A 20,513-nucleotide genomic window follows, 5' to 3' on the forward strand; every position below is an offset into this window, starting at 1 on the left:
ATGGTTTTGAACAAAAACAAAATCAATCATAATTCCGCAAGCGGAACTATATTATTGCCATCCGCCACCAAGGGCCCTGTATAATTGGATAATGGCATTGTATTGTTTGTATTTATTGTCAATTAAATTCAATTCGGTATTCAGGGCATTGTCTTTAGCCGTCAATACTTCTAGATAGTTTACCAGACCGTAAGTCAATAATTCATCAGAATAGTCGGCTGCTTTTTTAAGAGCATCGACTTGCTTTTCGCGAATCGTAATTTTTGCCGTTTCGTTATTGTATTGCGCCAAAGCATCAGAAACTTCTCTTCCTGCCGTAAGCAATGATTGCTCAAATTGGAGATAGGCTTTTTCTTGATTGGCTTTTGCCACTTCAAAACGGGTCTTGATTTGTCTTTGGTTAAAAATCGGCTGTGTCAATCCTGTAACTACATTCGCAAAAAAGGAATTCGCACTGAACCATTGCTGCAAATCAATACTTTGAAAACCGCCGGTTGCCGTTACTTTGAATGTAGGATAGAAATTGCTTCTGGCTACATTGGTCTGCTCAAAAGTAGAAATCAGGTTATATTCTGCCGCAATAACGTCCGGTCGATTACGAAGCAATGTTGCTGGAACACCCAATGTAATTTCAGGCTGCATCGCTTGGTCTTCCAACGTGCTTCTTTCTATTTTTCTAGGCGATTCTCCTAAAAGAATACTCAAGGCATTTTCTAAAATAATTACATTGTTTTTTAAATCGGCAATGATTATTTCGGTAGCATATTTCTGTGCTTCTGTCTGCTTTACTCCCACTTCGTTTACATTTCCTGCATCTTTAAGGGCAAGAATTGTCTCGATGCTTTCGTTTCTGTTGATCAATGTTTGTTCCGCCACCTTGATTTGGGCATCCATAGAAAGCAACTGGTAATAAGTAGATGCGATATTAGCAATCAGCTGTGTCTTTACGGCTTGGTTGGCCGCTATTGTCTGAAGATATGCCGCATTCGCTGCACGCTTGTTACTTCTGATTTTCCCCCAGATATCGGCTTCCCAAGAAAGCGTTCCTGTCAACTGATATTGGTCGGTACTTCTGTCTTGCAAAAAGGAACCCAATTGGCTGTTCTTAGAAAGCTGCTGGTGTGTCCAATCAGCATTTCCAGAAAGTGTCGGGAAATAGCCTGCTTTTCCTTGTTTCATCGTTGCTTCTGCCGCCACAATATTCTGCATGGCAATTCGGATGTCCAAGTTATTCTGCAATCCTTTTTTGATATGCCCTTGCAGGATAGGATCTGTAAATACTTTGTCCCATGAAACATTGGCAAGCGAAGTAGAATCTGTAGAAACGACTTCTGTCCTGTAAAGGTCCTCTGTTTTCATCTCCGGCCTGTCGTATTTTTTCGCGACGAAGCAAGACTGCATCACGACTGCCGCTAGGACAAGTAGGCTTATTTTATATATCTTATTCTTCATATTCTTCGTTTAAAAGTATAACGTCAGACTCTTTTTCTTGAAATGGCTTGCCGGAAATTCTTTCCTGCAGTGACTGGAAGATCACGAACAATACCGGAATTACGAATACTCCGAATATGGTTCCGATTAACATACCACCAACAGCACCCATACCAATAGATCGGTTACCTACAGCTCCAACTCCAGAAGCTAATGCCAATGGCAACAGACCGAAGATAAAGGCCAAGGAAGTCATCAAGATTGGTCGGAGACGTGCTTTTGCTCCTTCAATTGCAGACTGCATCAAGTCCATTCCGTGGCGTCGCCGCTGGATGGCAAATTCCACGATCAGGATGGCATTCTTCGCGAGTAGTCCGATAAGCATGATTAGCGCTACTTGGAAATAGATGTTATTTTCTAATCCGGCCAGCTTCACAAATCCGATTGCTCCGGCAATACCTACAGGCAAAGACAGCAATACAGACAATGGAACTAAGTAGCTTTCATACTGCGCACTCAACAGGAAGTAAACAAATATCAAGCTTAAAAGGAATACGCCTGCTGCTTGTGTCCCAGCCAAAATTTCCTCACGGGTCATACCCGAAAATTCATACGTATAGCTTTTTGGCAAATGTTGCGCCGCTACTTCTTGAATTGCCTTGATAGCATCTCCAGAACTGTAGCCCGGCTTCGCTTTTCCGTTTACGTTAACAGCTTTCAACATGTTAAATCTTGCTACAGCTTCTGGCCCATAAATTCTCTTGAAATCAATGAACTGGCTGATGGCAACTTGCTGGTTGTTGGCGTTTCTTACGTAGATATTATTAATCGATTCTTCTGTCGCTCTGTCTGATGGTTTCGCTTGAATCATCACACGGTACTGTTTACCGAATTTGTTGAAATCAGTCGTGTACAATCCTCCATAATACCCTTGCATCGTGTTGAAGATGTCCGAAATAGACACTCCAGCATCTTTAGCTCTTTCCACATTGATATCCATTTGGTATTGCGGGAAGCTTGGGTTGAAATTGGTCATCGCATATTGGATTTCCGGCCTTTTCATCAATTCGCCCAAGAACTCGTTGCTGACTTTGCTGACAGTTGCCCAATCATCATCGCCTTTATCTTGAATCTTGAATTCGAAACCATCTGCCGTACCAAATCCTTGAACACTCGGAGGTGTAAAGAACAACGCTCTAGCATCTTTGAAATGGGCAGTTCTTCCGAAAAGCTCTCCAACGACAGCATCAACTTGCTGGTTGGCTTCTTTACGATAAGCCCAATCTTTTAATTTGATTACAGTAAAGGCATACGAACCACCGTTTACGTTGTTCAGCAAGCTGAATCCGACAACGCTCATCCTTGCTTCTACGATATCCATAGAGGCCAAGATAGAATCTAATTCGTTTACTGCTTTTTGTGTTTTTTCTAATGTTGTTCCTGGAGGCAGTGTTAAATCGGCCATGATGATTCCCCTGTCTTCATTAGGAATAAATCCTGCAGGAGTCGTCTGGAACAAGAAATAAGTGATTCCCACAAAAACCAATAATGCTATTCCAGTTACCCATTTTTTTCGTACCAAGAATCTTAATGAACCAGTATATTTGTCGTTCATCTTGTTGAACCCTGTATTGAAAGCCAAGAAAAATCGGTCTTTCAGGTTCTTTTTATGATGATCTGAATCTTTATGCGGTTTCAAAAACAGGGCACATAATGCCGGGCTCAAAGTCAATGCGTTTACTGCCGAAATCAAAATCGATATCGCCAGCGTAATCGCAAACTGCTGGTAGAATACTCCCGACGGTCCGCTTAGGAACGATACCGGAATAAATACCGCCGACATGACCAATGTAATCGAAACGATCGCTCCGGAGATTTCGCTCATCGCAGAAAGCGTAGCTTCTTTTCCAGATTTGGCTCCTTCGTCGAGTTTGGCGTGCACCGCCTCGACGACGACAATGGCATCATCGACGACAATACCGATCGCAAGGATCATCGCGAACAACGTAAGCATGTTGATCGAGAATCCGAAGAGCTGCAGGAAGAAGAACGTTCCGATGATCGCTACTGGTACAGCAATAGCAGGAATTAACGTAGAACGGAAATCTTGCAGGAAGAGGAATACCACGATAAATACTAAAATGAACGCTTCTACCAAAGTAGAGATTACTTTGCTGATCGACGCATCAAGGAAGGTTTTAGTGTTGTATGGAATTACATAATCTACTCCTTTTGGGAAGTCAGGTTTTGTTTCTTCCAAAATCGACATTACTTCGGTGATGATATCTTGCGCATTAGAACCTGAAGTCTGGAATACCCCAACGGCTACACCTTCTTGGCCCATCGCAATGTTTTTCGTACCGTAGTTGAAACCTCCTAATTCTACAGTAGCAACGTCTTTCAAGTGAAGGAAGTTACCATTTCCTGTAGATTTTATTACGATATTTTCATAATCTTCAATTTCGGAAAGCCTTCCTTTATATTTGATTACGTATTCATACACTCCTTCGGCATTTTCACCAAATTTACCTGGCGCTGCTTCTACATTCTGTTCTTGCAGTGCGGCTTGGATGTCTTTTGGCAATACGCCATACGTAGCCATTTTTTCTGGATCGATCCAGACTCTCATCGAGTAGTCTTTCGCTCCGAATACGTTTACCTGTCCGACTCCTTTTACACGTTGTAATTTTGGAACCAAGTTGATTTTAGCGTAGTTCTGGATATAGGTCTCGTCAAAGTCTTTATTTTTTGAATAAAGCGCAAAGAACATCAAGGCGCTCGTCTGGCTTTTCAGGGTAGTAACCCCAGTCTGCACAACGGCTTGTGGCAATTTGCTTGTGGCACGAGAAACCCTGTTTTGAACGTTTACGGCGGCAATATCCGGATCCACTCCAAGCTCGAAATACACCGAGATTTTGGCAGAACCGTCATTGGCAGCAGAAGAAGTCATGTAAGTCATTCCTTCTACACCATTGATTTCTTCTTCGAGCGGTGTCACGACACTGTTCAATACCGTTTCGGCATTGGCTCCAGTGTATGTAGCGTTTACCTGAACCGTCGGCGGAGCGATTTCAGGATATTGTTCTATCGGCAGGGACATCAATCCCAAGATTCCCAAAATGGTAATCAGGATGGATATTACGGTCGAAAGAACTGGTCTTTCTATAAATGTCTTTAGCATTGAGAATTATTTTTTAGCTGGTGGTGTAGTTGTTTTTGTAGAATCTTTGGCAACAGCATTTCCGGCTGGAGCAGCAGCTTCTGGTTTTCCTTGCTGAGGTACGATTTCCATATCATCTTTTAGCTTAGAAGTTCCTTCGATTACGATTACCTCGCCTTCTTCAAGACCTCCTGTTACGATGAAATTCAATCCAGATGTACCGCTTGTTTGGACAATTTTTGATTTTACCTTGTTGTCTTTTCCAACTACGTAAAGCGTCTGTTTTCCTTGTACTTCGAATACAGCATTTTGCGGTACTAGAATTACATTTTTCTCATTGATCGGCAAACGAACGATACCGCTGCTTCCGCTTCTCAAGATTCCTTCTGGATTTTTGAATTCAGCTCTGAACTGAGTGGTTCCTGTTTGTGGATTTACCAATCCGTTCATTGTAGCCAATTTCCCTTTTTGGTCGTATTCTGTATTGTCAACCAAAAGCAATGAAACTTCTGGAGCAGCTTTTAGCTTTTCGGCAGTTGTAGCTCCTTTAAACGTTTTGTTGAAAAACAAAAGTTGTTTTTCGTTCATAGAAAAATAAGCACGGATAACTCGTGTATCCGAAACGGTAGTCAAAGGCATTTCGCTGCTAGAGCTTACCAAGCTTCCTTCTCTGAATGGAAGTCCGCCGATAACTCCGTCAACAGGCGAAGTGATGGTTCCAAAACCAATGTTAGCCGCAATCGCTCCATAAGATGCTTTTGCCTGCGCCAATTTTGCTTTGGCGGTTTCTAATTGTACGTTGCTGATGATTTTTCTGTCAACCAAAGGCTTCAATCGGTCTACCTCAACTTGAGCTGCCTGTACGGCCGCTTTTGCTGCTGAAGCGTCTTCGTTTTGAGTCTGTGTTTCTAGCTTGAACAACAATTGTCCTTTTCTGACAACTTGTCCTTCATCAACATAAATTTTCTGGATGAATCCGTTAACTTTCGGACGGATTTCTACATTCTGCTGTCCTTCAAGATTGGCAGTATATTCTTGGTAGACTACGGCATCTTGTTTTGCAACAGTTTGAACTGGGAAAGGCATAGGTCCTTGTGGGGGCATCTGCTCTTCTTTTTTACCGCAAGAGGAAAGGGTAATTATTGCGATTAAAATACTGAATAGTGATTTATTCTTCATTTGCATTTTATAAAATTGGTTGATTGATTTTTATTTGTTCTCTACTTTCTCTAATTTTTGAATCGTCTTGTTTAAGAATTTCTCGAAGTCTATGACGTGTTCTTGATAAATTTTAATTTTTTCTAAGTCACTGCATTCATCAGTATCAGCGGTCATTTTTCTATATTCTATCATTCTTTCGACCATCTTTTTTTCATCTAAAACCATTCTAAGATGGTTCTGCATTCTATCACTAAAAGAAGACGGTTTGTAATATTTTTTTCTGTCTCCAGGGAAAGTATAATACTGAATCTTTCCGATTTTCAGCAAAAGATTCAGATTTGTAGAAACTGAGCTTTTGCTTGCTCCTAGCCTTGAAACCAAATCATCGAACGTCAATCCTTTTGCGTCATTCCATACAATAAGGCAACCTAGTATTCGTCCTGACAAGGGCGAAAAGTTCAAATAGGTTTCAAAATGAACTCCAAACATCTCCACCAACTCTTCTCTTTCTTTCGATATGTCTGTCATTGATTTAAAATTTTGATGCAAATTTAAATCAGGTTCGGTAATTACCGAACTAAACGAACTTAAATTTATGTTAATTTTTTTTCATGAAATTTAAGCATTAAAAAAGCCAGCAGTATTCTGCTGGCTTTTGGTCAATTTATAATTTCTAACGTTACTCTCAAGGAGCCGTGGTTTTTATTGTCGGCTATTTCCATAAAAGCCTTTTTGGTGAGATCGATTTCTCGCCCTGGCGTAAATGGCCCTCTATCATTTATCTCGACGATGACTGATTTGTCATTGGCGATGTTGGTTACTTTTACCTTTGTTCCGAATGCTAACTTCTTGTGAGCCGCTGTATATTTATTGTTGTGGAATTTTTCCCCGCTCGCTGTTTTCTTTCCGTTGAATTTATCTGCATAATAAGAAGCGTGGACATTCTTTTTATATACTTTCCCAGAAGCCGATTTGCTGGAAGAACAGCTGGCCAAGATACTTCCAACGACTGCTATGATTAAAAATATCCTGATTTTCATGACTCCTGATTTACTGAATAATTTCTATTGTTACTTTTAGATGTCCGCCATATCGGGCCGAAGCGATTTCCATAAAGGCTTTTTTCGTAAGATCAATTTCTTTTCCTTTGGTAAAAGGACCACGGTCGGTAACTTCAACGATTACTGATTTTCCGTTGGCTTCATTCGTGATCCGAAGTTTTGTACCAAAAGGAAATTTTCTATGTGCCGCCGTATATTTTTTGTTGTCAAAGATTTTACCGCTTGCCGTTCTTCTGCCTGTGAATTTGTCAGCATAATACGACGCATGGGCATTTTTTTTATGGAGCTTGTATTTTTTGGATTCGGCTAATTTTAAGCTATCTTCTACTGCAACTTTCTTTACCGAATCTTGATACGCCTGAGTTTTTTCTGGAGGAGTTTTTTGAAAGTTCCTGTCTCTTAAAGAAAAACCGCTTGAAAAAACCAAAGCAATAAAGGCCAGCAATAGAATTGTAGTCTTATACTTCATGATAAATATTTTTATGTTTGGCCAATTCATCTTACAATTACTATACCCAAAATTAAAAAAGCTCAAAAAATTGAGCTTTATGTTTTTATGAGAACCAGACGTTCCAAGGAATTCTTGACAACAGCAAGAGCAATCCTAAGGTAAAAAATATGGCTATCTTTTTGAATTTTGCATTAGAACCTTCTGCTCTTTTATGCGTGCTCCATCCTATCGTTATAAACACAATAGCTAAAATATTTATGATTGGGTGCTCGACTGCCATTTGACGCAATTCGCTATTTCCCATGATTTCTTTCATTCCTGCTTGTCCAAAAAGAGAAAATCCTTTAGGCGAGACAAAATATAATATCAGTCCAATTACAAATTGAATGTGGGCAGCAATCAGTCCGAAAAGGGCAATTCTTCTGTCTTTTGGTTTGAATTCATTTTTTGCAGATAAGCCAATCAACGCATTGATTGCGGCAACTCCTACAGTAAAAAGTGCAACGTAGGCAATGCCTGAATGGGCTTCTAGAATAATTTTGTAAGTATCCATGGTCAAATTGTTTTTTACAAATATATCAAAAAATGAAATGTCCGAAAATTATTGACAAGTAACCAATTCAATAAATAATGAATCCAAATTACGAAATAAAACCTTAACAATTAACATTTCTTTAATCGATTTGGGTTATGATTTAAAATTCAATATCCTAAATTTGCGGAAATGATGAAAAAAGCCGTACATATTACCTTTTTGTGCTTATTCTTTCTGCTGGGAACGCAATGTAATGCCAGCAATAAGAAAAACTCATCATTGCCTTTTTTTGAAAACAGTGCAAAACAGTACTCAAAAGAGTGCCGTCAAAGCCTTTCTAAAAAAGAATTTTCTGTTGCCAATGATACTTTTGACAAAGTCCATAAAAAGAAACGCCTTTTAAATCCCTTTCATAATAGCATAGCAAGACTATCAAAATGCTATAGTTCTTCTTTGGTTTTAGGCGCTATTCCTTATTCAAAATTTGTATTCCAAAAGCATTTTGAATCGCTGGTCTTTTCATCCGAGCATTCCTTGCACAATTCTTTTTGTCCTAAAGGGAAACTGCTTTCCATATTTTATTCTTTTCAGGCTTTCTGGTAATAACTAATTGAGTTTTGTTTTTGAGATTCTTTTTAGAATCTTCTCAAAGAATGTCCAATTAAATTAGTACAGCATGAATGAATTAGAAAATACGGCAACGGCAGCCTCACACCATCTTTATCCTCTGATAAGCGATTTGGGATTAATCCTGATGACCGCTGGTGTTGCTATCTTGCTTTTCAAGAAAATAAAACAGCCTTTGGTTTTAGGGTATTTGATTGCCGGATTTTTGGCAGGGCCTTATTTTACGTTATTCCCTTCAGTAAAAGATGTTCAGAACGTAGAAGTCTGGGCAGAAATCGGCGTCATCATCTTGCTTTTCAGTTTGGGACTGGAATTCAGCTTTAAGAAATTAATGAAGGTTGGAGGAACCGCTTCGATTACCGCCCTCGTCCAGATTGTCTCCATGGTATTTTTAGGTTATTGGTGCGGACAAATGATGGGCTGGTCGTCTATGGACAGTATTTTCCTTGGCGTTATCTTATCGATTTCATCTACCACTATTATTCTTCGGGCTTTTGACGAATTGGGTGTAAAAGGCCAGAAATTTGCGGGAATTGTTTTTGGCGCCTTGATTGTTGAAGACATTGTCGCCATCTTGATGATGGTATTGCTTTCTACGGTCGCTATCAGCCAGCAGTTTTCGGGAATGGAGCTTTTTGAATCGGTACTGAAACTTTTGTTCTTTTTGATATTATGGTTTGTCGGCGGTATTTTTTTCATCCCGACATTATTAAAAAAAGCAAAGAATCTCTTGAGCGATGAAACGCTGCTGATTGTTTCCCTAGCTTTATGTTTGATGATGGTAATCTTAGCAACTATGGCTGGATTTTCGCCTGCTTTGGGAGCTTTTATCATGGGTTCGATTATTGCCGAAACTACCAAGGCAGAACGTATCGAACATCTTATAAAACCTGTAAAAGACCTTTTTGGCGCCGTTTTCTTCGTGTCGGTCGGAATGCTTATCAATCCAAGTACTTTGGCAGAATATGCTATTCCTGTAGTTGTAATCACCTTGCTGACCGTTTTTGGAAAAACCTTAAGTTCTACTATCGGGACACTTATTTCTGGACAACCCTTAAAACAATCGGTGCAGACTGGAATGAGCCTTGCACAGATCGGGGAGTTTTCGTTTATCATTGCGACTTTGGGTATGACACTTGGCGTAACCAGCAGTTTCTTATATCCTATTGTGGTTGCCGTTTCGGCTATTTCCACATTTACGACACCTTTTATGATCAAGCTTTCGATTCCGGTATACAACATGCTGGAAAAAAATCTTCCTAAAAAATGGACCAAGGCCATTGAAAGTTACAGCTCAAGCTCGCAAACCATCAAGGCTACGAGCAACTGGGTATTGTTCTTACGAGCCAGCATCATCCAGATTATTATACATTCAGTAGTTATCATTGCGGTTATCTTGCTTTCCTCGAGAGTCTTGTTGCCAATGGTGAATGGTTCGCAATGGGCCAACGTTGTTATCGCAGTAGTGACGCTTTTGTGCATTTCTCCTTTTTTATGGGCTTTGTCTTTGCGAAAGGTTGCCGTAAACGCTTATGAAGAATTAAAGAAAGAAAGAAAGTTTCTCGGACCAATCCGAATCGTCAATTTAATCCGAATTCTTTTCACGCTATTTTTTATCGGACTTCTACTAAACAGCTTCTTCTCTAATTTTATCGCTTTTGCCGCGCTAGTTATCTTTGTGGTGGCCTATCTGGCTTTCCCGAAAAAACTGCAATTGTTGTATGATAAGATTGAGAACCGTTTTATGCAGAATTTAAACGACCGAGAAAACACAGAAGCTTCAAAAAGCAAGAAAGAACTTTCTCCTTGGGATGCGCACATGACGACTTTTGAAATCAGCGCCGAATCGAATATTGTCGGAAAACCATTGTATCAGCTTGAGCTTCGAGAACGAATCGGAATCAATATTGCGGCCATCAAGCGCGGGAATATTACGATTAATGTGCCGAATCGCAACGAACAGATTTATCCGAACGACGTTCTTTATATCATCGGGACCGACAGACAGATTGATAAATTCAAGATTTACATGCAGCAGAGTATTGTCGCGGTTCCCGAAGACAATGCCGAAACGGTCTTGAAGAATTTCGAATTGAAAAATGAGGATTTTATCGGAAAGACAATACGCGAATCGCAATTGCGGGAAAAAACAAACGGACTCGTTGTCGGCATCGAGCGGGAAGGCCGACGAATGATGAATCCGGAATCGCATGTCGTTTTGGAAAAAGATGACATCATCTGGATTGTTGGCGACAAGAAAAAAATGAATTCTATTACACTAAATGCTTCTTAATATTATTTACTTAACTAAATTTTCAAATGGATAATTTTGATTGGAAACAGCTCATTAACCCCGAATTCTACATAGCCATGGAACTTGGAGGCGTTAGCATTGGACTGTATGTTGTGCTTTTTATTGTTTTTGCAGAAACTGGATTGTTTGCCGGATTTTTCCTCCCAGGCGATAGCCTTTTATTTTTAGCCGGAATTTACAGCCGGGAACTCATCGAGAATCTAGTGTTTATTGAAAATGATTTTGGGAATGTGGCCTTGCTTGCCACTTTGGTCGCTCTTTCTGGAATTATCGGAAATACTGTCGGCTATTGGTTTGGCGCCAAAAGTGGCTGGTACTTATATAAAAAAGAAGATAGCTTCTGGTTCAAGAAAAAATACCTTGAGCAGTCACGCGTGTTTTTCGAAAAATATGGCGGAAAAGCGATCATCATTGCACGTTTTATGCCTGTATTAAGGACTTTTGCTCCTATTATTGCGGGTATCGTACAAATGGACAAGAAACGTTTTATGTTTTATAATATCTTAAGCTCTTTTCTTTGGGCTTTCAGCTTGATCATGGCCGGACATTATCTGTATGGCTTGTTCTTGAGCAAATTTGATATCGATTTGAAAAAGCATATCGAAATCATCATTCTTATTATCGTAGCGGCAACGACCATTCCTTTGGTGGTTAAATTCCTTAAAGGAAATAAGGAAACACCAGAAAATAATACCGAAAAATAAAAAAAGCCTCTCAAATGAGAGGCTTTTTCAACTAACTACACACAAACTAAAAATTATAACGAATCGTAAAGTTCCAAGTTCTGCCTAGGCCGAAATATCCTTGGTTGGCATCTGCGATTCCATCATATACTTTTCCGGAAGATTGGTACGTAGAGAAATCTGTAGAACTACTAGGATTTACTCTATCTGTAACCTTGATATTTGTTCTCAATTCTGAGATATAAATGGTATGCAATAAATTGTCTACATTAAGCCTGAAGTTTACAGATTTCGATTTATCTTTTCCTACCAGCATTTTGTAAGTCAAGCCCGCATCGACAACACCATAAGAAGGAAGTTCAAGGTTGTCTTTTACAGCTCCAACATTAGAATAGATTTTATCGTAAAATCTGTAATCTGCATCAATAGACAGTCTTTCAACAACTGTAAATTTAAATCCAGCACCAGCTGAAAACTGGGCTGCATCTCCTACTTTTCCGCCATCAACATCCGCTTCTGTAACATTCAAGACGTTTCTATCTTGATCTCTTACTGTTGTAACAACATTGCCTTTGTATTCCCAATTTCCTGCAGAAACAAAGCCTCTTAAATCTAAGTTAGACAATGGTTTTGCTACAAAATCAAACTCGATTCCTGTATGCAACTGCTCCACTCCTTCATTGGTAGAAAAGATTTCTGTTCCAGCCGATACAGGGTTTCCGTTGATTACTTCGTCTGCGGCCGCGATTCTTGAAGTCGTCTTAACCCTATCTTTCCACGAAGTTCTATAACCATTCACATTGGCCGTGAAGTAAGTGCTCTTAAAGCTATATCCTGCTTCAAGTCCTAAGATTTTCTCATTTTCAGTTAATGGATTTACTTGGTTTGTAAAGTTCAGATAGATATTGTCATGATAAGGCTGGCGAGAATAGTAGCCTGCATTTATGTACACCGAATTTTGATCGTTTATATTAAAGCTACCTCCTGCCTTAACATTATATCCAGTGTTATTGACTTTTTCTGAATCTTTAAATTCTCTTAAATAATCATATCTGTCAAATCTTTGGTGCGACTGGTTTGAGATGGCTCCTTGAAAAAATCCAGAAAACAAGTCGTTAGAATATTCTATTTGGCCGAAAACTCCACCGTAAGAAATTCTTTCGCTGTTGTCATAATCAATTCTTTGGTTTTCTCCAATCGTATTGAAAGTAGCGCCCCAAGCATGTACGTTCTGAGATTCTGTAACTGTATTGAAAACTGGGCTTCCGACTGGCTGATTAGAGCCATCTCTTAAAGTCCTGCTTTCTGTCCAGTTATTTAAGCCTAAGAAATTCTCCACTTGACGGTAGTGCGTCCCGTAATACGTCCTTAAATCGGCACCTACATTAAAAACAAGGTTTTCGCTCAATTGGTGCTTGAAATTAGAAACAAGTCCATACCAGTTATGGTTATTCATTGAAGAACGGATAAGATACGACTTGTTATCTCCCATTACTCCATTTCCTACGGCAGCGTTTCTGTCTCTGATAGCGTCAAAATCAATCAAACCATTAGTTCTGATTGCAGATGCGCCATAATTTCCAGTTCCACCTCCACGTCCCCATGAAGCATATAAAACTGTAGACAATTCTGATTTGTCACTCATTTCCCAATCCCAGTTAAGGTTGGCAACCGGCTTATGGTAAAAATTCGTTCTTTCTGATTGGTATTTGCCGTTCAGAGATCCCCAGTTATTGTTGTATTTTCTGCCGTAAGTCTGGTAATCTGAAAGTCTTTTTGTAAAGTTTTGGTCGTGCTTTTGAGGAGCACCTGTAATCAAGAAGTTAAGGTTGTGCTTTTCAGCTGGCTTGTATCCGAATGAGATGAAATAGTTTTGGCCTTCTCCTCTAGTTCCGTCATTATAACCGTCACCTTGCCAATGGGTCAACATTACGCTGACACCAAATTTGTTATTTATCATTCCTGTATTGTAGGCTGCCGTTGTCTTTAGGTAGTCATTGTTTGCTACGCCAGCAGAAATAAATCCTCCTTCTCTTTTAGAAGTAGCTTTAGTGATAAAGTTTACGGTTCCTCCCACAGAAGAAATCGCCAATTTTGATGATCCAAGACCTCTCTGGATTTGAATTCCGTTAGCGATATCGGCCATACCTGACCAGTTTGACCAATACATCAAGCCGTCTTCCATTCCATTGATGGGCTGACCGTTTAATAAAAAGGCCGTGTTATCTTGTGCAAAACCTCTGACAGAGACTCTAGAATCTCCAAAACCTCCCGCTTGTCCAGCTACGTAAACAGATGGCGTATTTACCATCGTCTGCGTAATGTCTGAAGAGCCCACTTTTTCTTGAATTTCAGAAGATGTAAGTGTCGAAACCGCAATCGGAGTCTTTCTGTCTTTTGCTAGGTCAATGATACCTCTACCAACAATCACGACTTCGTCTAATTGGCTAGAATCAGATTCTAGGGTAATTGTTCCCAAGTTTACCGTTTGTGATGATGTGGCAGAAAAGGAAATCGTTTTTGTAGTATATCCTACAAAGGTTATAACGACTTCTCCTTGTGTTTTTGACGTACTTATGCTGAATTTACCGTCAATGTCTGTTGAAGCTCCTTCTCCTGTCCCTTTGACAGTAACGTTCGCTGCAGGCAACGAGCCGTTCATTTCAGAATCGACGATTGTTCCTGTAATTTTTGTCTGTGAAAATGCTGTTGATACTGAAAAAATTAGCAGTAAAGACAGCATGAATTGTTTTAGATCCTTCATTTTACTAGTTGGTTAGAATTTTCGACAAAGGTCTGTTAACAATTATTTTTTGATGTTAGATTATTATTATAAAATCAAAAAGTATTCTTAACATTAGAAACAGGAAACATAAAAAAAGCCCTTTAAATAAGGGCTTTTTAATTTATATTTTGATAATTACTGTTTATCTAAAAAGTAACGCAGCAATAAAGTTGTAGAGCTGTCATGTGCTTTTACGACACCTGAATTAATTTCTTCAAGGATTGAATTGGCCAACTGTTTTCCTAATTCTACTCCCCATTGGTCATAACTGAAAATATTCCAGATAACGCCTTGCACAAAAATCTTGTGCTCGTATAAAGAAATCAATGAACCTAGAGTTTCTGGAGTCAGTTTTTGGATTAAGAGTGTATTTGTCGGCTTGTTTCCTTGGAAAATCTTGAAAGGCGTCAGGAAGTCAGCCGCTCCCGAAGAAACATTTACTTTTGTAAATTCAGCTCGTACCTTAACTTCTGTTTTTCCATTCAGCAAGGCTTCCGTCTGGGCAAAGAAATTAGACATCAGCTTGTTGTGATGGTCTTCATCGCCATACAAAGGCTTCACAAAACCGATAAAATCAGTAGGAATCAATTTTGTGCCTTGGTGGATTAATTGGAAAAATGCATGCTGAGAGTTTGTTCCAGGCTCTCCCCAAATAATCGTTCCTGTTTGATAATTTACTGGATTGCCATCTCTTCCTACACTTTTTCCGTTGCTTTCCATGATTCCTTGTTGTAAATAAGGAGCCAATTTTTGAAGATATTGTGTATACGGAATCAAGGCTTCGCTTTCTGCCCCGAAGAAATTGTTGTACCACACGCTTAGCAATGCTAAAACGACTGGAATATTTTTATTGAATTCGGCTGTCTTGAAATGTTCGTCCATTTGATTGGCGCCTTTCAACAATTTATTGAAATTATCAAAACCAACGGCCAAGCTGATGGAAAGGCCCACTGCGCTCCATAATGAAAACCTTCCGCCAACCCAATCCCACATTGGGAAAACGTTGTCAGGATTGATTCCGAATTCGGTTACTTTTTGAATATTGGTAGAAACCGCCACAAAATGTTTGGCAACGTCTTCTTGTTTTGCCGATTTCAAAAACCATTTTCTTACGGTTTCTGAATTGGAAAGTGTTTCTTGCGTTGTAAATGTTTTTGAAACTACTACAAAAAGCGTTGTTTCAGGGTTGAGGTTTTTGATTTTTTCATTTACGTGATCGCCGTCTACATTCGAAATAAAATGAACATTCAGGTGATTTTTATAAAATTGCAAAGCTTCTACAGCCATTGCCGGACCAAGGTCTGAGCCTCCAATTCCAATGTTTACGACATCTGTAAAAGCTTTTCCTGTGAATCCTTTTCTTTCTCCATTAATGATTTCCTGTGAAAATGCCTTGATTTTCTCTTTTACCTCATAGACTTCAGGAATGACATTCTGCCCATCTACTAAAACTACAGATGATTCTGGAGCTCTTAAAGCGGTATGAAGAACGGCTCTGTTTTCGGTCTCATTGATGATGTCGCCTTCAAAATATTTTGCGATTGCTTCTTTTAGATTTACTTCTTCGGCAAGCGACAAAAGCAGGCTTATTGTTTCTTCGGTGATAATATTTTTAGAATAATCTACCAGAAAATTATTCCATTGAAGATTAAATTTTGCAGCTCTGGAACTGTCATTGGCAAACATTTCCTGCATCGAGGCGTATTGCATCATAGTAAAATGTTCGCGCAATTTTTGCCAAGCAACTGTTCCTAACGGATTGGTTTTACCTAAAGCCATTGTATTGAAAATTAAATTGAGTAGTCTTTATTGAAGGCTCAAATTTAGGCAATATGATTTATTTTTTGAATTTAATTGTAGCAATACTGTCCAATTCTTTTTTCAGAGGCGTCATTTCGGCTATAAACCTTGGCTTGTACTTGGCATCCATTGGAATGGAATTTGGCAGCTTCTGCTTCAAAGCATCGACTTGTACGCCGTTTTTCCAAAAGCGATAGCAAACGTGCGGTCCGGTTGCAAGACCTGTGCTTCCTACTTTTCCGATGACATCGCCTTGAGAAACTCTTTGTCCTCTGCGGACAAGAATCTTAGACATGTGAAGGTATTGGGTCGAATAGGTTCCGTTGTGCTTTACTTTTACAAAGTTTCCGTTTCCGGCTGTATACCCAGTTTTTTCTACGACTCCATTTGCCGTCGTAATAATCGGAGTTCCTGATGGCGCGGCATAATCGGTTCCGTTATGCGCTTTGAATCGCTGTTGTACGGGATGGAATCTTCTTGTTGAGAATTTTGAAGAAATCCTGAATCCAAACTTCAAAGGGGCTTTTAAGAACATCGTCTTGAGCACTTTCCCTTCTTCGTCATAATAGTTTACTTTTTTTGCGGTAGTATCTTGCTTGAAAGGAAACGCATAGATTTTCTTGCCTTTGTATTCGAAAAAAGAGGCTTCGAGGCTTTCTACTCCGGCATAAATTGTATCGCTGATGTATTTTTCATTAAAAGTAACGGCAAATTTATCGCCTTTCTGGATCTTGAAGAAATCGACTGAATAGGCGTAAATATCAGCCAGATTTTGTGCCAGAGAAGCATCGACTCCAGCTTTACTTAAGGTTTCTGATAACGAGCCTTCAATTTCTGTCGCTATCGTTCTTCGCTTTATGGTAATTGGTTTTTTATTTCTATACGCGACTATCGAGTCTCTCAGGTCAATCACATTATAGTGGATATTGTCTGGCTGGTAGATAAAAACCTGAACGGTATTGGGTGCCTTTTTAGATTTTAAGATGGTATAAGGCCTTCCTGCGCGGATGTCTCTAAAATTAAAAGAATCTTTCGCCTTTTCTGTTATTTCGTGTACTTTGTATTTTCCCAAATCATGCTTGTCCATCAACGTTCCGAAAGTATCTCCGTTTTTGACAGTATCGTTAACTACTTGAAAATCATTCAGCGTAAAGCCAAACTCAACAACAATGGGTTCTTTTACAGGAACTTCGGTCTTATTTTCTTTGTCGTTCTTTTCCTCTTTGTCGTTGCAGGAAATCAGGGTGAATAGCAATAGTAGGGTTAAAACAGCGTATTTCAAATCGTATTCTTTAAATCTATTAGACGTTTTTTTCTTCTCCCCAAGATGCTAGTTCTTCTGGAGACCATAATTCAGGAAAAAATATCCTTCTTTGGTATTTTGGATGCATGTATTTTTTCCAATCGCTTCCGCCGGTGGCTTCTCCGTCACCTTTGCCGCTTCCGTCAATATATTTTTTTGCCGTATTTAGATGCTGCATTACCCAGGTAATATTGACCGTATGGTCATAATGACGCATGGCTTTTATCAATGCTTCGTCTTTTTGGTCTTCTTCTGGCAATTCTTTAAATTTCTGCCAGACATTTATGGTATTGTATTCTTCCATGTAGCTCAAAAACTGAGGCTTGTATTTTCTCTCAAATTCTTTAAGCAGGTATGATTTTTCGCCTGTATGATAGTCTTTTCCTGCAGCTTGCCAATAGAGATGTTCCAAAGCATGTTCATACGACGTATTCCTGTCGATTGTTTTTCGGAAACGGTAATCGATAAGGTTGATCAAGTCTGTAGAACAAAACTCAATCAATCGGTATTGTGCGCTTTGGAAACCACTTGCTGGCGTCAGGGTATTCCTGAATTTCATATACTGTTCGATTTCCATCCCATCACCCATAATATCGAATGACGTAGTCAGCATATCGAAATAGCGGCTGATACGCATCAGCTTTTCGGTAAAATAGGTCGTTTCGGGTTTTGGAGTATGGCACAACTGGTCGATTTCCCACAAGATCATTTTGAATAACAGCTCGTTTACCTGATGGTACATGATAAAAACCATTTCATCGGGCAATGTTGTTCTTTGGATCTGTAAATTTAATAAGGCGTCTGTCTGAATATAATCCCAATAAGTTATGGGTTTTGACCAAAGCAGTCCTTCAAGGTGCGTTTCGGTTTTCTGATTTATTGCCTGAAATTTTTCTTCTAGTTGATCTAGCTGATCTTTGATATTGGGGTTTATCTCCATCTTTTTTATTCTGCTATAATTTTAAAAGGATGTATCAATCCTTTATATCCTTCAAGGTCGGCTTTTAGTGAACCTACTGCCAAACTCGCCTTAATCCTTAAAGGAACTCTATTCTCATCATCTGATATCCAAACCGTTAAGCTTTCTTCTTCTTTGAAAACGCGTCCAGCTTGCACATAAGGCCTAAATATCATCGCATTTACTTTTCCAAATTTAGTTTTTAAAACTTCTCGTCCCATAAATTTTAACTTAAACTTTGTGGTTTCGTCGTCAAAAAACATATCAATAGAAATCGACTCACCAGGTTTCAGCTTGTCGATAGTAGGATGATTTCTCAAATAATAGAATGAGGAAACGATATCCTGCACATTCTCTGGTACAGAAATCGTCTTTTCGGTATTTTTCTTATAATCTTTTACTAGGACATTATTAGCAGACTGATTGAAAAACCCTTCTTGATTTTTCGTGTAGCCCCCTTCATTGATTTTTCTGAGAAATTGGTATGGCTGTCCTGTTTTCTTATCGAAAAAGCTTTGATAGTCGTCATTGACCTTGAAGAAAAATTTTGTCATTCCTGTGGTGTATCCGTTTCCGACGGCATGGAAGACTTTTTTCCCGTTTTTGGTGGCTTCTTTGATTTCTAGCGTGGCATAACCCGCATTTACCAAACCATAATGTATCCTGAATTTGAACCATTCGCCGACATCAAAAGCTTTCTCTTGTGCCTGAAGGCTCGCAGTTGCAATTAACAATAGTATTATAATCTTTTTCATAATTTGATTTTATATGTTCTTCCAACTGTTAAATACAATTTCTATTCCAAAAGTATTAAAACAAAAAAACCCAGTCAAAGATATGACTGAGTTTTTATGCTATTAACCAACCAAAAAACTATAAATTATGAAAAATTTACATAAAAATCGAAGGAAACCACTCCCTCTCTTTTTGCGGGTGCAAAGGTATGCATTAATTGCATTATTACAACTAAAAAATTAACTTTAACACAATATTAGCAAAAAATAGCTTTTTGAAAGGTTGTATTTTACATTATTCTCAGAAAATCAGGTTGTTTTATAGCGTTCCTCTCTTTTCTTGCTCTCTTTCGATAGACTCAAAAAGGGCCTTGAAGTTTCCAGCTCCAAATCCACGGGCGCCCATTCTTTGGATAATTTCAAAAAACAATGTCGGACGGTCTTGAACTGGCTTCGTAAAAATCTGCAACAGGTAGCCTTCTTCATCGGCATCTACCATAATTGCTAATTTTTCGATTTCGCCCAAATCTTCCTTCATCATTTTCATGTGCTCTCCTAATCTTTCAGGAATAGCTTCGTAATAGGCTCTTGGCGGTGCTGATAAAAATTCAACTCCACGCGCTTTTAATTGGGAAACGGTCTTGATGATATCGTCTGTAGCGATAGCCACGTGCTGGATACCAGGCCCGCCGTAGAATTCCAAATATTCTTCAATCTGTGATTTTTTCTTTCCTTCAGCAGGTTCGTTAATTGGGAATTTGATTCTTCCGTTACCGTTTGACATTACTTTACTCATCAAAGCGGAATATTCTGTATTGATCTGCTTATCGTCGAAAGAAAGGAAATTCACGAATCCCATTACGTCTTCGTACCATTTTACCCAAGTGTTCATCTCGCCCCATCCTACATTTCCAACCATGTGGTCGATATATTTCAAGCCAGTCGGTTCTGGATTGTAGTCGGATTTCCATTCTTTATACCCTGGCAAGAAAACTCCAGTGTAGTTTTTTCTTTCCACAAAAATGTGGACTGTTTCACCATAAGTGTAAATTCCGGAACGAACTACTTCTCCAAATTCGTCTTTTTCAACTGTTGGTTCCATAAAAGGCCTAGCACCTCTTTTGGTCGTTTCTTCGAAAGCGCTTCTTGCGTCTTCTACCCAAAGGGCAGCAACTTTTACTCCGTCACCGTGTTTTTTCAAATGGTCATTGATTGGAGAATCTGCATTTAAAGGCGTGGTCAACACCAAACGGATTTTATCTTGTTTCAAAACATAGGATGCTCTGTCGCGCACTCCCGTTTCTAATCCGGCATACGCCAATGATTGGTAGCCAAATGCTGTTTTGTAGAAATGTGCGGCTTGTTTTGCGTTACCTACATAAAATTCTACATAGTCTGTTCCTAATAGCGGAAGGAAATCTTGAGCTCCTTCAAATATTTTTTCTAATCCGTATTCTACTGATTTTACTTCTTTGCTCATTTTGTATATTTTTTCAACCCTGTCAGGGTC

16 protein-coding genes are annotated in these 20,513 nt (G+C 39.2%); 3 read left to right on the forward strand and 13 right to left on the reverse strand.

The window, feature by feature from the left end; translation table 11 throughout:
- Positions 1-51 precede the first annotated feature (51 nt).
- The 7 genes from CLV94_RS06265 to CLV94_RS06295 form a co-directional block, all read right to left on the reverse strand.
- Positions 52-1,452 carry an efflux transporter outer membrane subunit gene (locus CLV94_RS06265; protein WP_121375560.1) on the reverse strand — a complete coding sequence of 467 codons (1,401 nt, stop codon included), beginning with the start codon at positions 1,450-1,452 and terminating at the stop codon, positions 52-54.
- Positions 1,442-4,612, reverse strand: a complete 3,171-nt coding sequence (locus CLV94_RS06270) for an efflux RND transporter permease subunit (protein WP_121375561.1) — start codon at positions 4,610-4,612, stop codon at positions 1,442-1,444. Before CLV94_RS06270 ends, CLV94_RS06265 begins: the two co-directional genes overlap by 11 nt.
- Positions 4,613-4,618: 6 nt before the next feature.
- On the reverse strand, positions 4,619-5,770 hold the full coding sequence (locus tag CLV94_RS06275) for an efflux RND transporter periplasmic adaptor subunit (RefSeq protein ID WP_121376244.1): 1,152 nt from the start codon (positions 5,768-5,770) through the stop codon (positions 4,619-4,621).
- A gap of 30 nt (positions 5,771-5,800) precedes the next feature.
- The gene (locus tag CLV94_RS06280) at positions 5,801-6,280 is read right to left on the reverse strand and encodes a GbsR/MarR family transcriptional regulator (RefSeq protein ID WP_121375562.1); all 480 of its coding nucleotides are present in this window, start codon (positions 6,278-6,280) and stop codon (positions 5,801-5,803) included.
- Between the two features lie 131 nt (positions 6,281-6,411).
- The gene (locus CLV94_RS06285) at positions 6,412-6,792 is read right to left on the reverse strand and encodes a septal ring lytic transglycosylase RlpA family protein (RefSeq protein ID WP_121375563.1); all 381 of its coding nucleotides are present in this window, start codon (positions 6,790-6,792) and stop codon (positions 6,412-6,414) included.
- Between the two features lie 10 nt (positions 6,793-6,802).
- Complete coding sequence (locus CLV94_RS06290) at positions 6,803-7,282, reverse strand: septal ring lytic transglycosylase RlpA family protein (protein ID WP_121376245.1); 480 nt, start codon at positions 7,280-7,282, stop codon at positions 6,803-6,805.
- A gap of 85 nt (positions 7,283-7,367) precedes the next feature.
- Entirely contained in the window at positions 7,368-7,817 is a 450-nt protein-coding gene (locus tag CLV94_RS06295) for a hypothetical protein (protein WP_121375564.1), read from the reverse strand.
- 171 nt (positions 7,818-7,988) lie between these two features.
- Between CLV94_RS06295 and CLV94_RS06300 the strand changes: the two genes are divergently transcribed.
- The 3 genes from CLV94_RS06300 (at position 7,989) to CLV94_RS06310 (ending at position 11,444) form a co-directional block, all read left to right on the forward strand.
- Positions 7,989-8,402, forward strand: coding sequence for a hypothetical protein (locus tag CLV94_RS06300; RefSeq protein ID WP_147406596.1), 414 nt, complete (start codon positions 7,989-7,991; stop codon positions 8,400-8,402).
- A 73-nt stretch (positions 8,403-8,475) separates the two neighbouring features.
- Positions 8,476-10,719 (forward strand): cation:proton antiporter, encoded by a 2,244-nt coding sequence (locus CLV94_RS06305; RefSeq protein WP_121375566.1) that lies wholly within the window; start codon positions 8,476-8,478, stop codon positions 10,717-10,719.
- Positions 10,720-10,745: 26 nt separating this feature from the next.
- The gene (locus tag CLV94_RS06310) at positions 10,746-11,444 is read left to right on the forward strand and encodes a DedA family protein (RefSeq protein ID WP_121375567.1); all 699 of its coding nucleotides are present in this window, start codon (positions 10,746-10,748) and stop codon (positions 11,442-11,444) included.
- A gap of 46 nt (positions 11,445-11,490) precedes the next feature.
- Here the strand turns inward: CLV94_RS06310 and CLV94_RS06315 are convergent, their stop codons facing one another.
- The 6 genes from CLV94_RS06315 to hppD form a co-directional block, all read right to left on the reverse strand.
- The gene (locus tag CLV94_RS06315; protein WP_121375568.1) at positions 11,491-14,187 is read right to left on the reverse strand and encodes a TonB-dependent receptor; all 2,697 of its coding nucleotides are present in this window, start codon (positions 14,185-14,187) and stop codon (positions 11,491-11,493) included.
- 156 nt (positions 14,188-14,343) lie between these two features.
- Positions 14,344-15,987, reverse strand: coding sequence for a glucose-6-phosphate isomerase (gene pgi / locus CLV94_RS06320; protein WP_121375569.1), 1,644 nt, complete (start codon positions 15,985-15,987; stop codon positions 14,344-14,346).
- 58 nt (positions 15,988-16,045) lie between these two features.
- Complete coding sequence (locus CLV94_RS06325; RefSeq protein ID WP_121375570.1) at positions 16,046-17,290, reverse strand: M23 family metallopeptidase; 1,245 nt, start codon at positions 17,288-17,290, stop codon at positions 16,046-16,048.
- 19 nt (positions 17,291-17,309) lie between these two features.
- Entirely contained in the window at positions 17,310-18,251 is a 942-nt protein-coding gene (locus CLV94_RS06330) for a tryptophan 2,3-dioxygenase family protein (RefSeq protein WP_121375571.1), read from the reverse strand.
- Positions 18,252-18,256: 5 nt separating this feature from the next.
- Entirely contained in the window at positions 18,257-19,024 is a 768-nt protein-coding gene (locus tag CLV94_RS06335; protein ID WP_121375572.1) for a DUF3108 domain-containing protein, read from the reverse strand.
- 298 nt (positions 19,025-19,322) lie between these two features.
- On the reverse strand, positions 19,323-20,483 hold the full coding sequence (gene hppD / locus CLV94_RS06340; protein WP_121375573.1) for a 4-hydroxyphenylpyruvate dioxygenase: 1,161 nt from the start codon (positions 20,481-20,483) through the stop codon (positions 19,323-19,325).
- Positions 20,484-20,513: the final 30 nt, after the last annotated feature.

It is taken from the genome of Flavobacterium endophyticum (assembly GCF_003634455.1).
Classification (GTDB): domain Bacteria; phylum Bacteroidota; class Bacteroidia; order Flavobacteriales; family Flavobacteriaceae; genus Flavobacterium; species Flavobacterium endophyticum.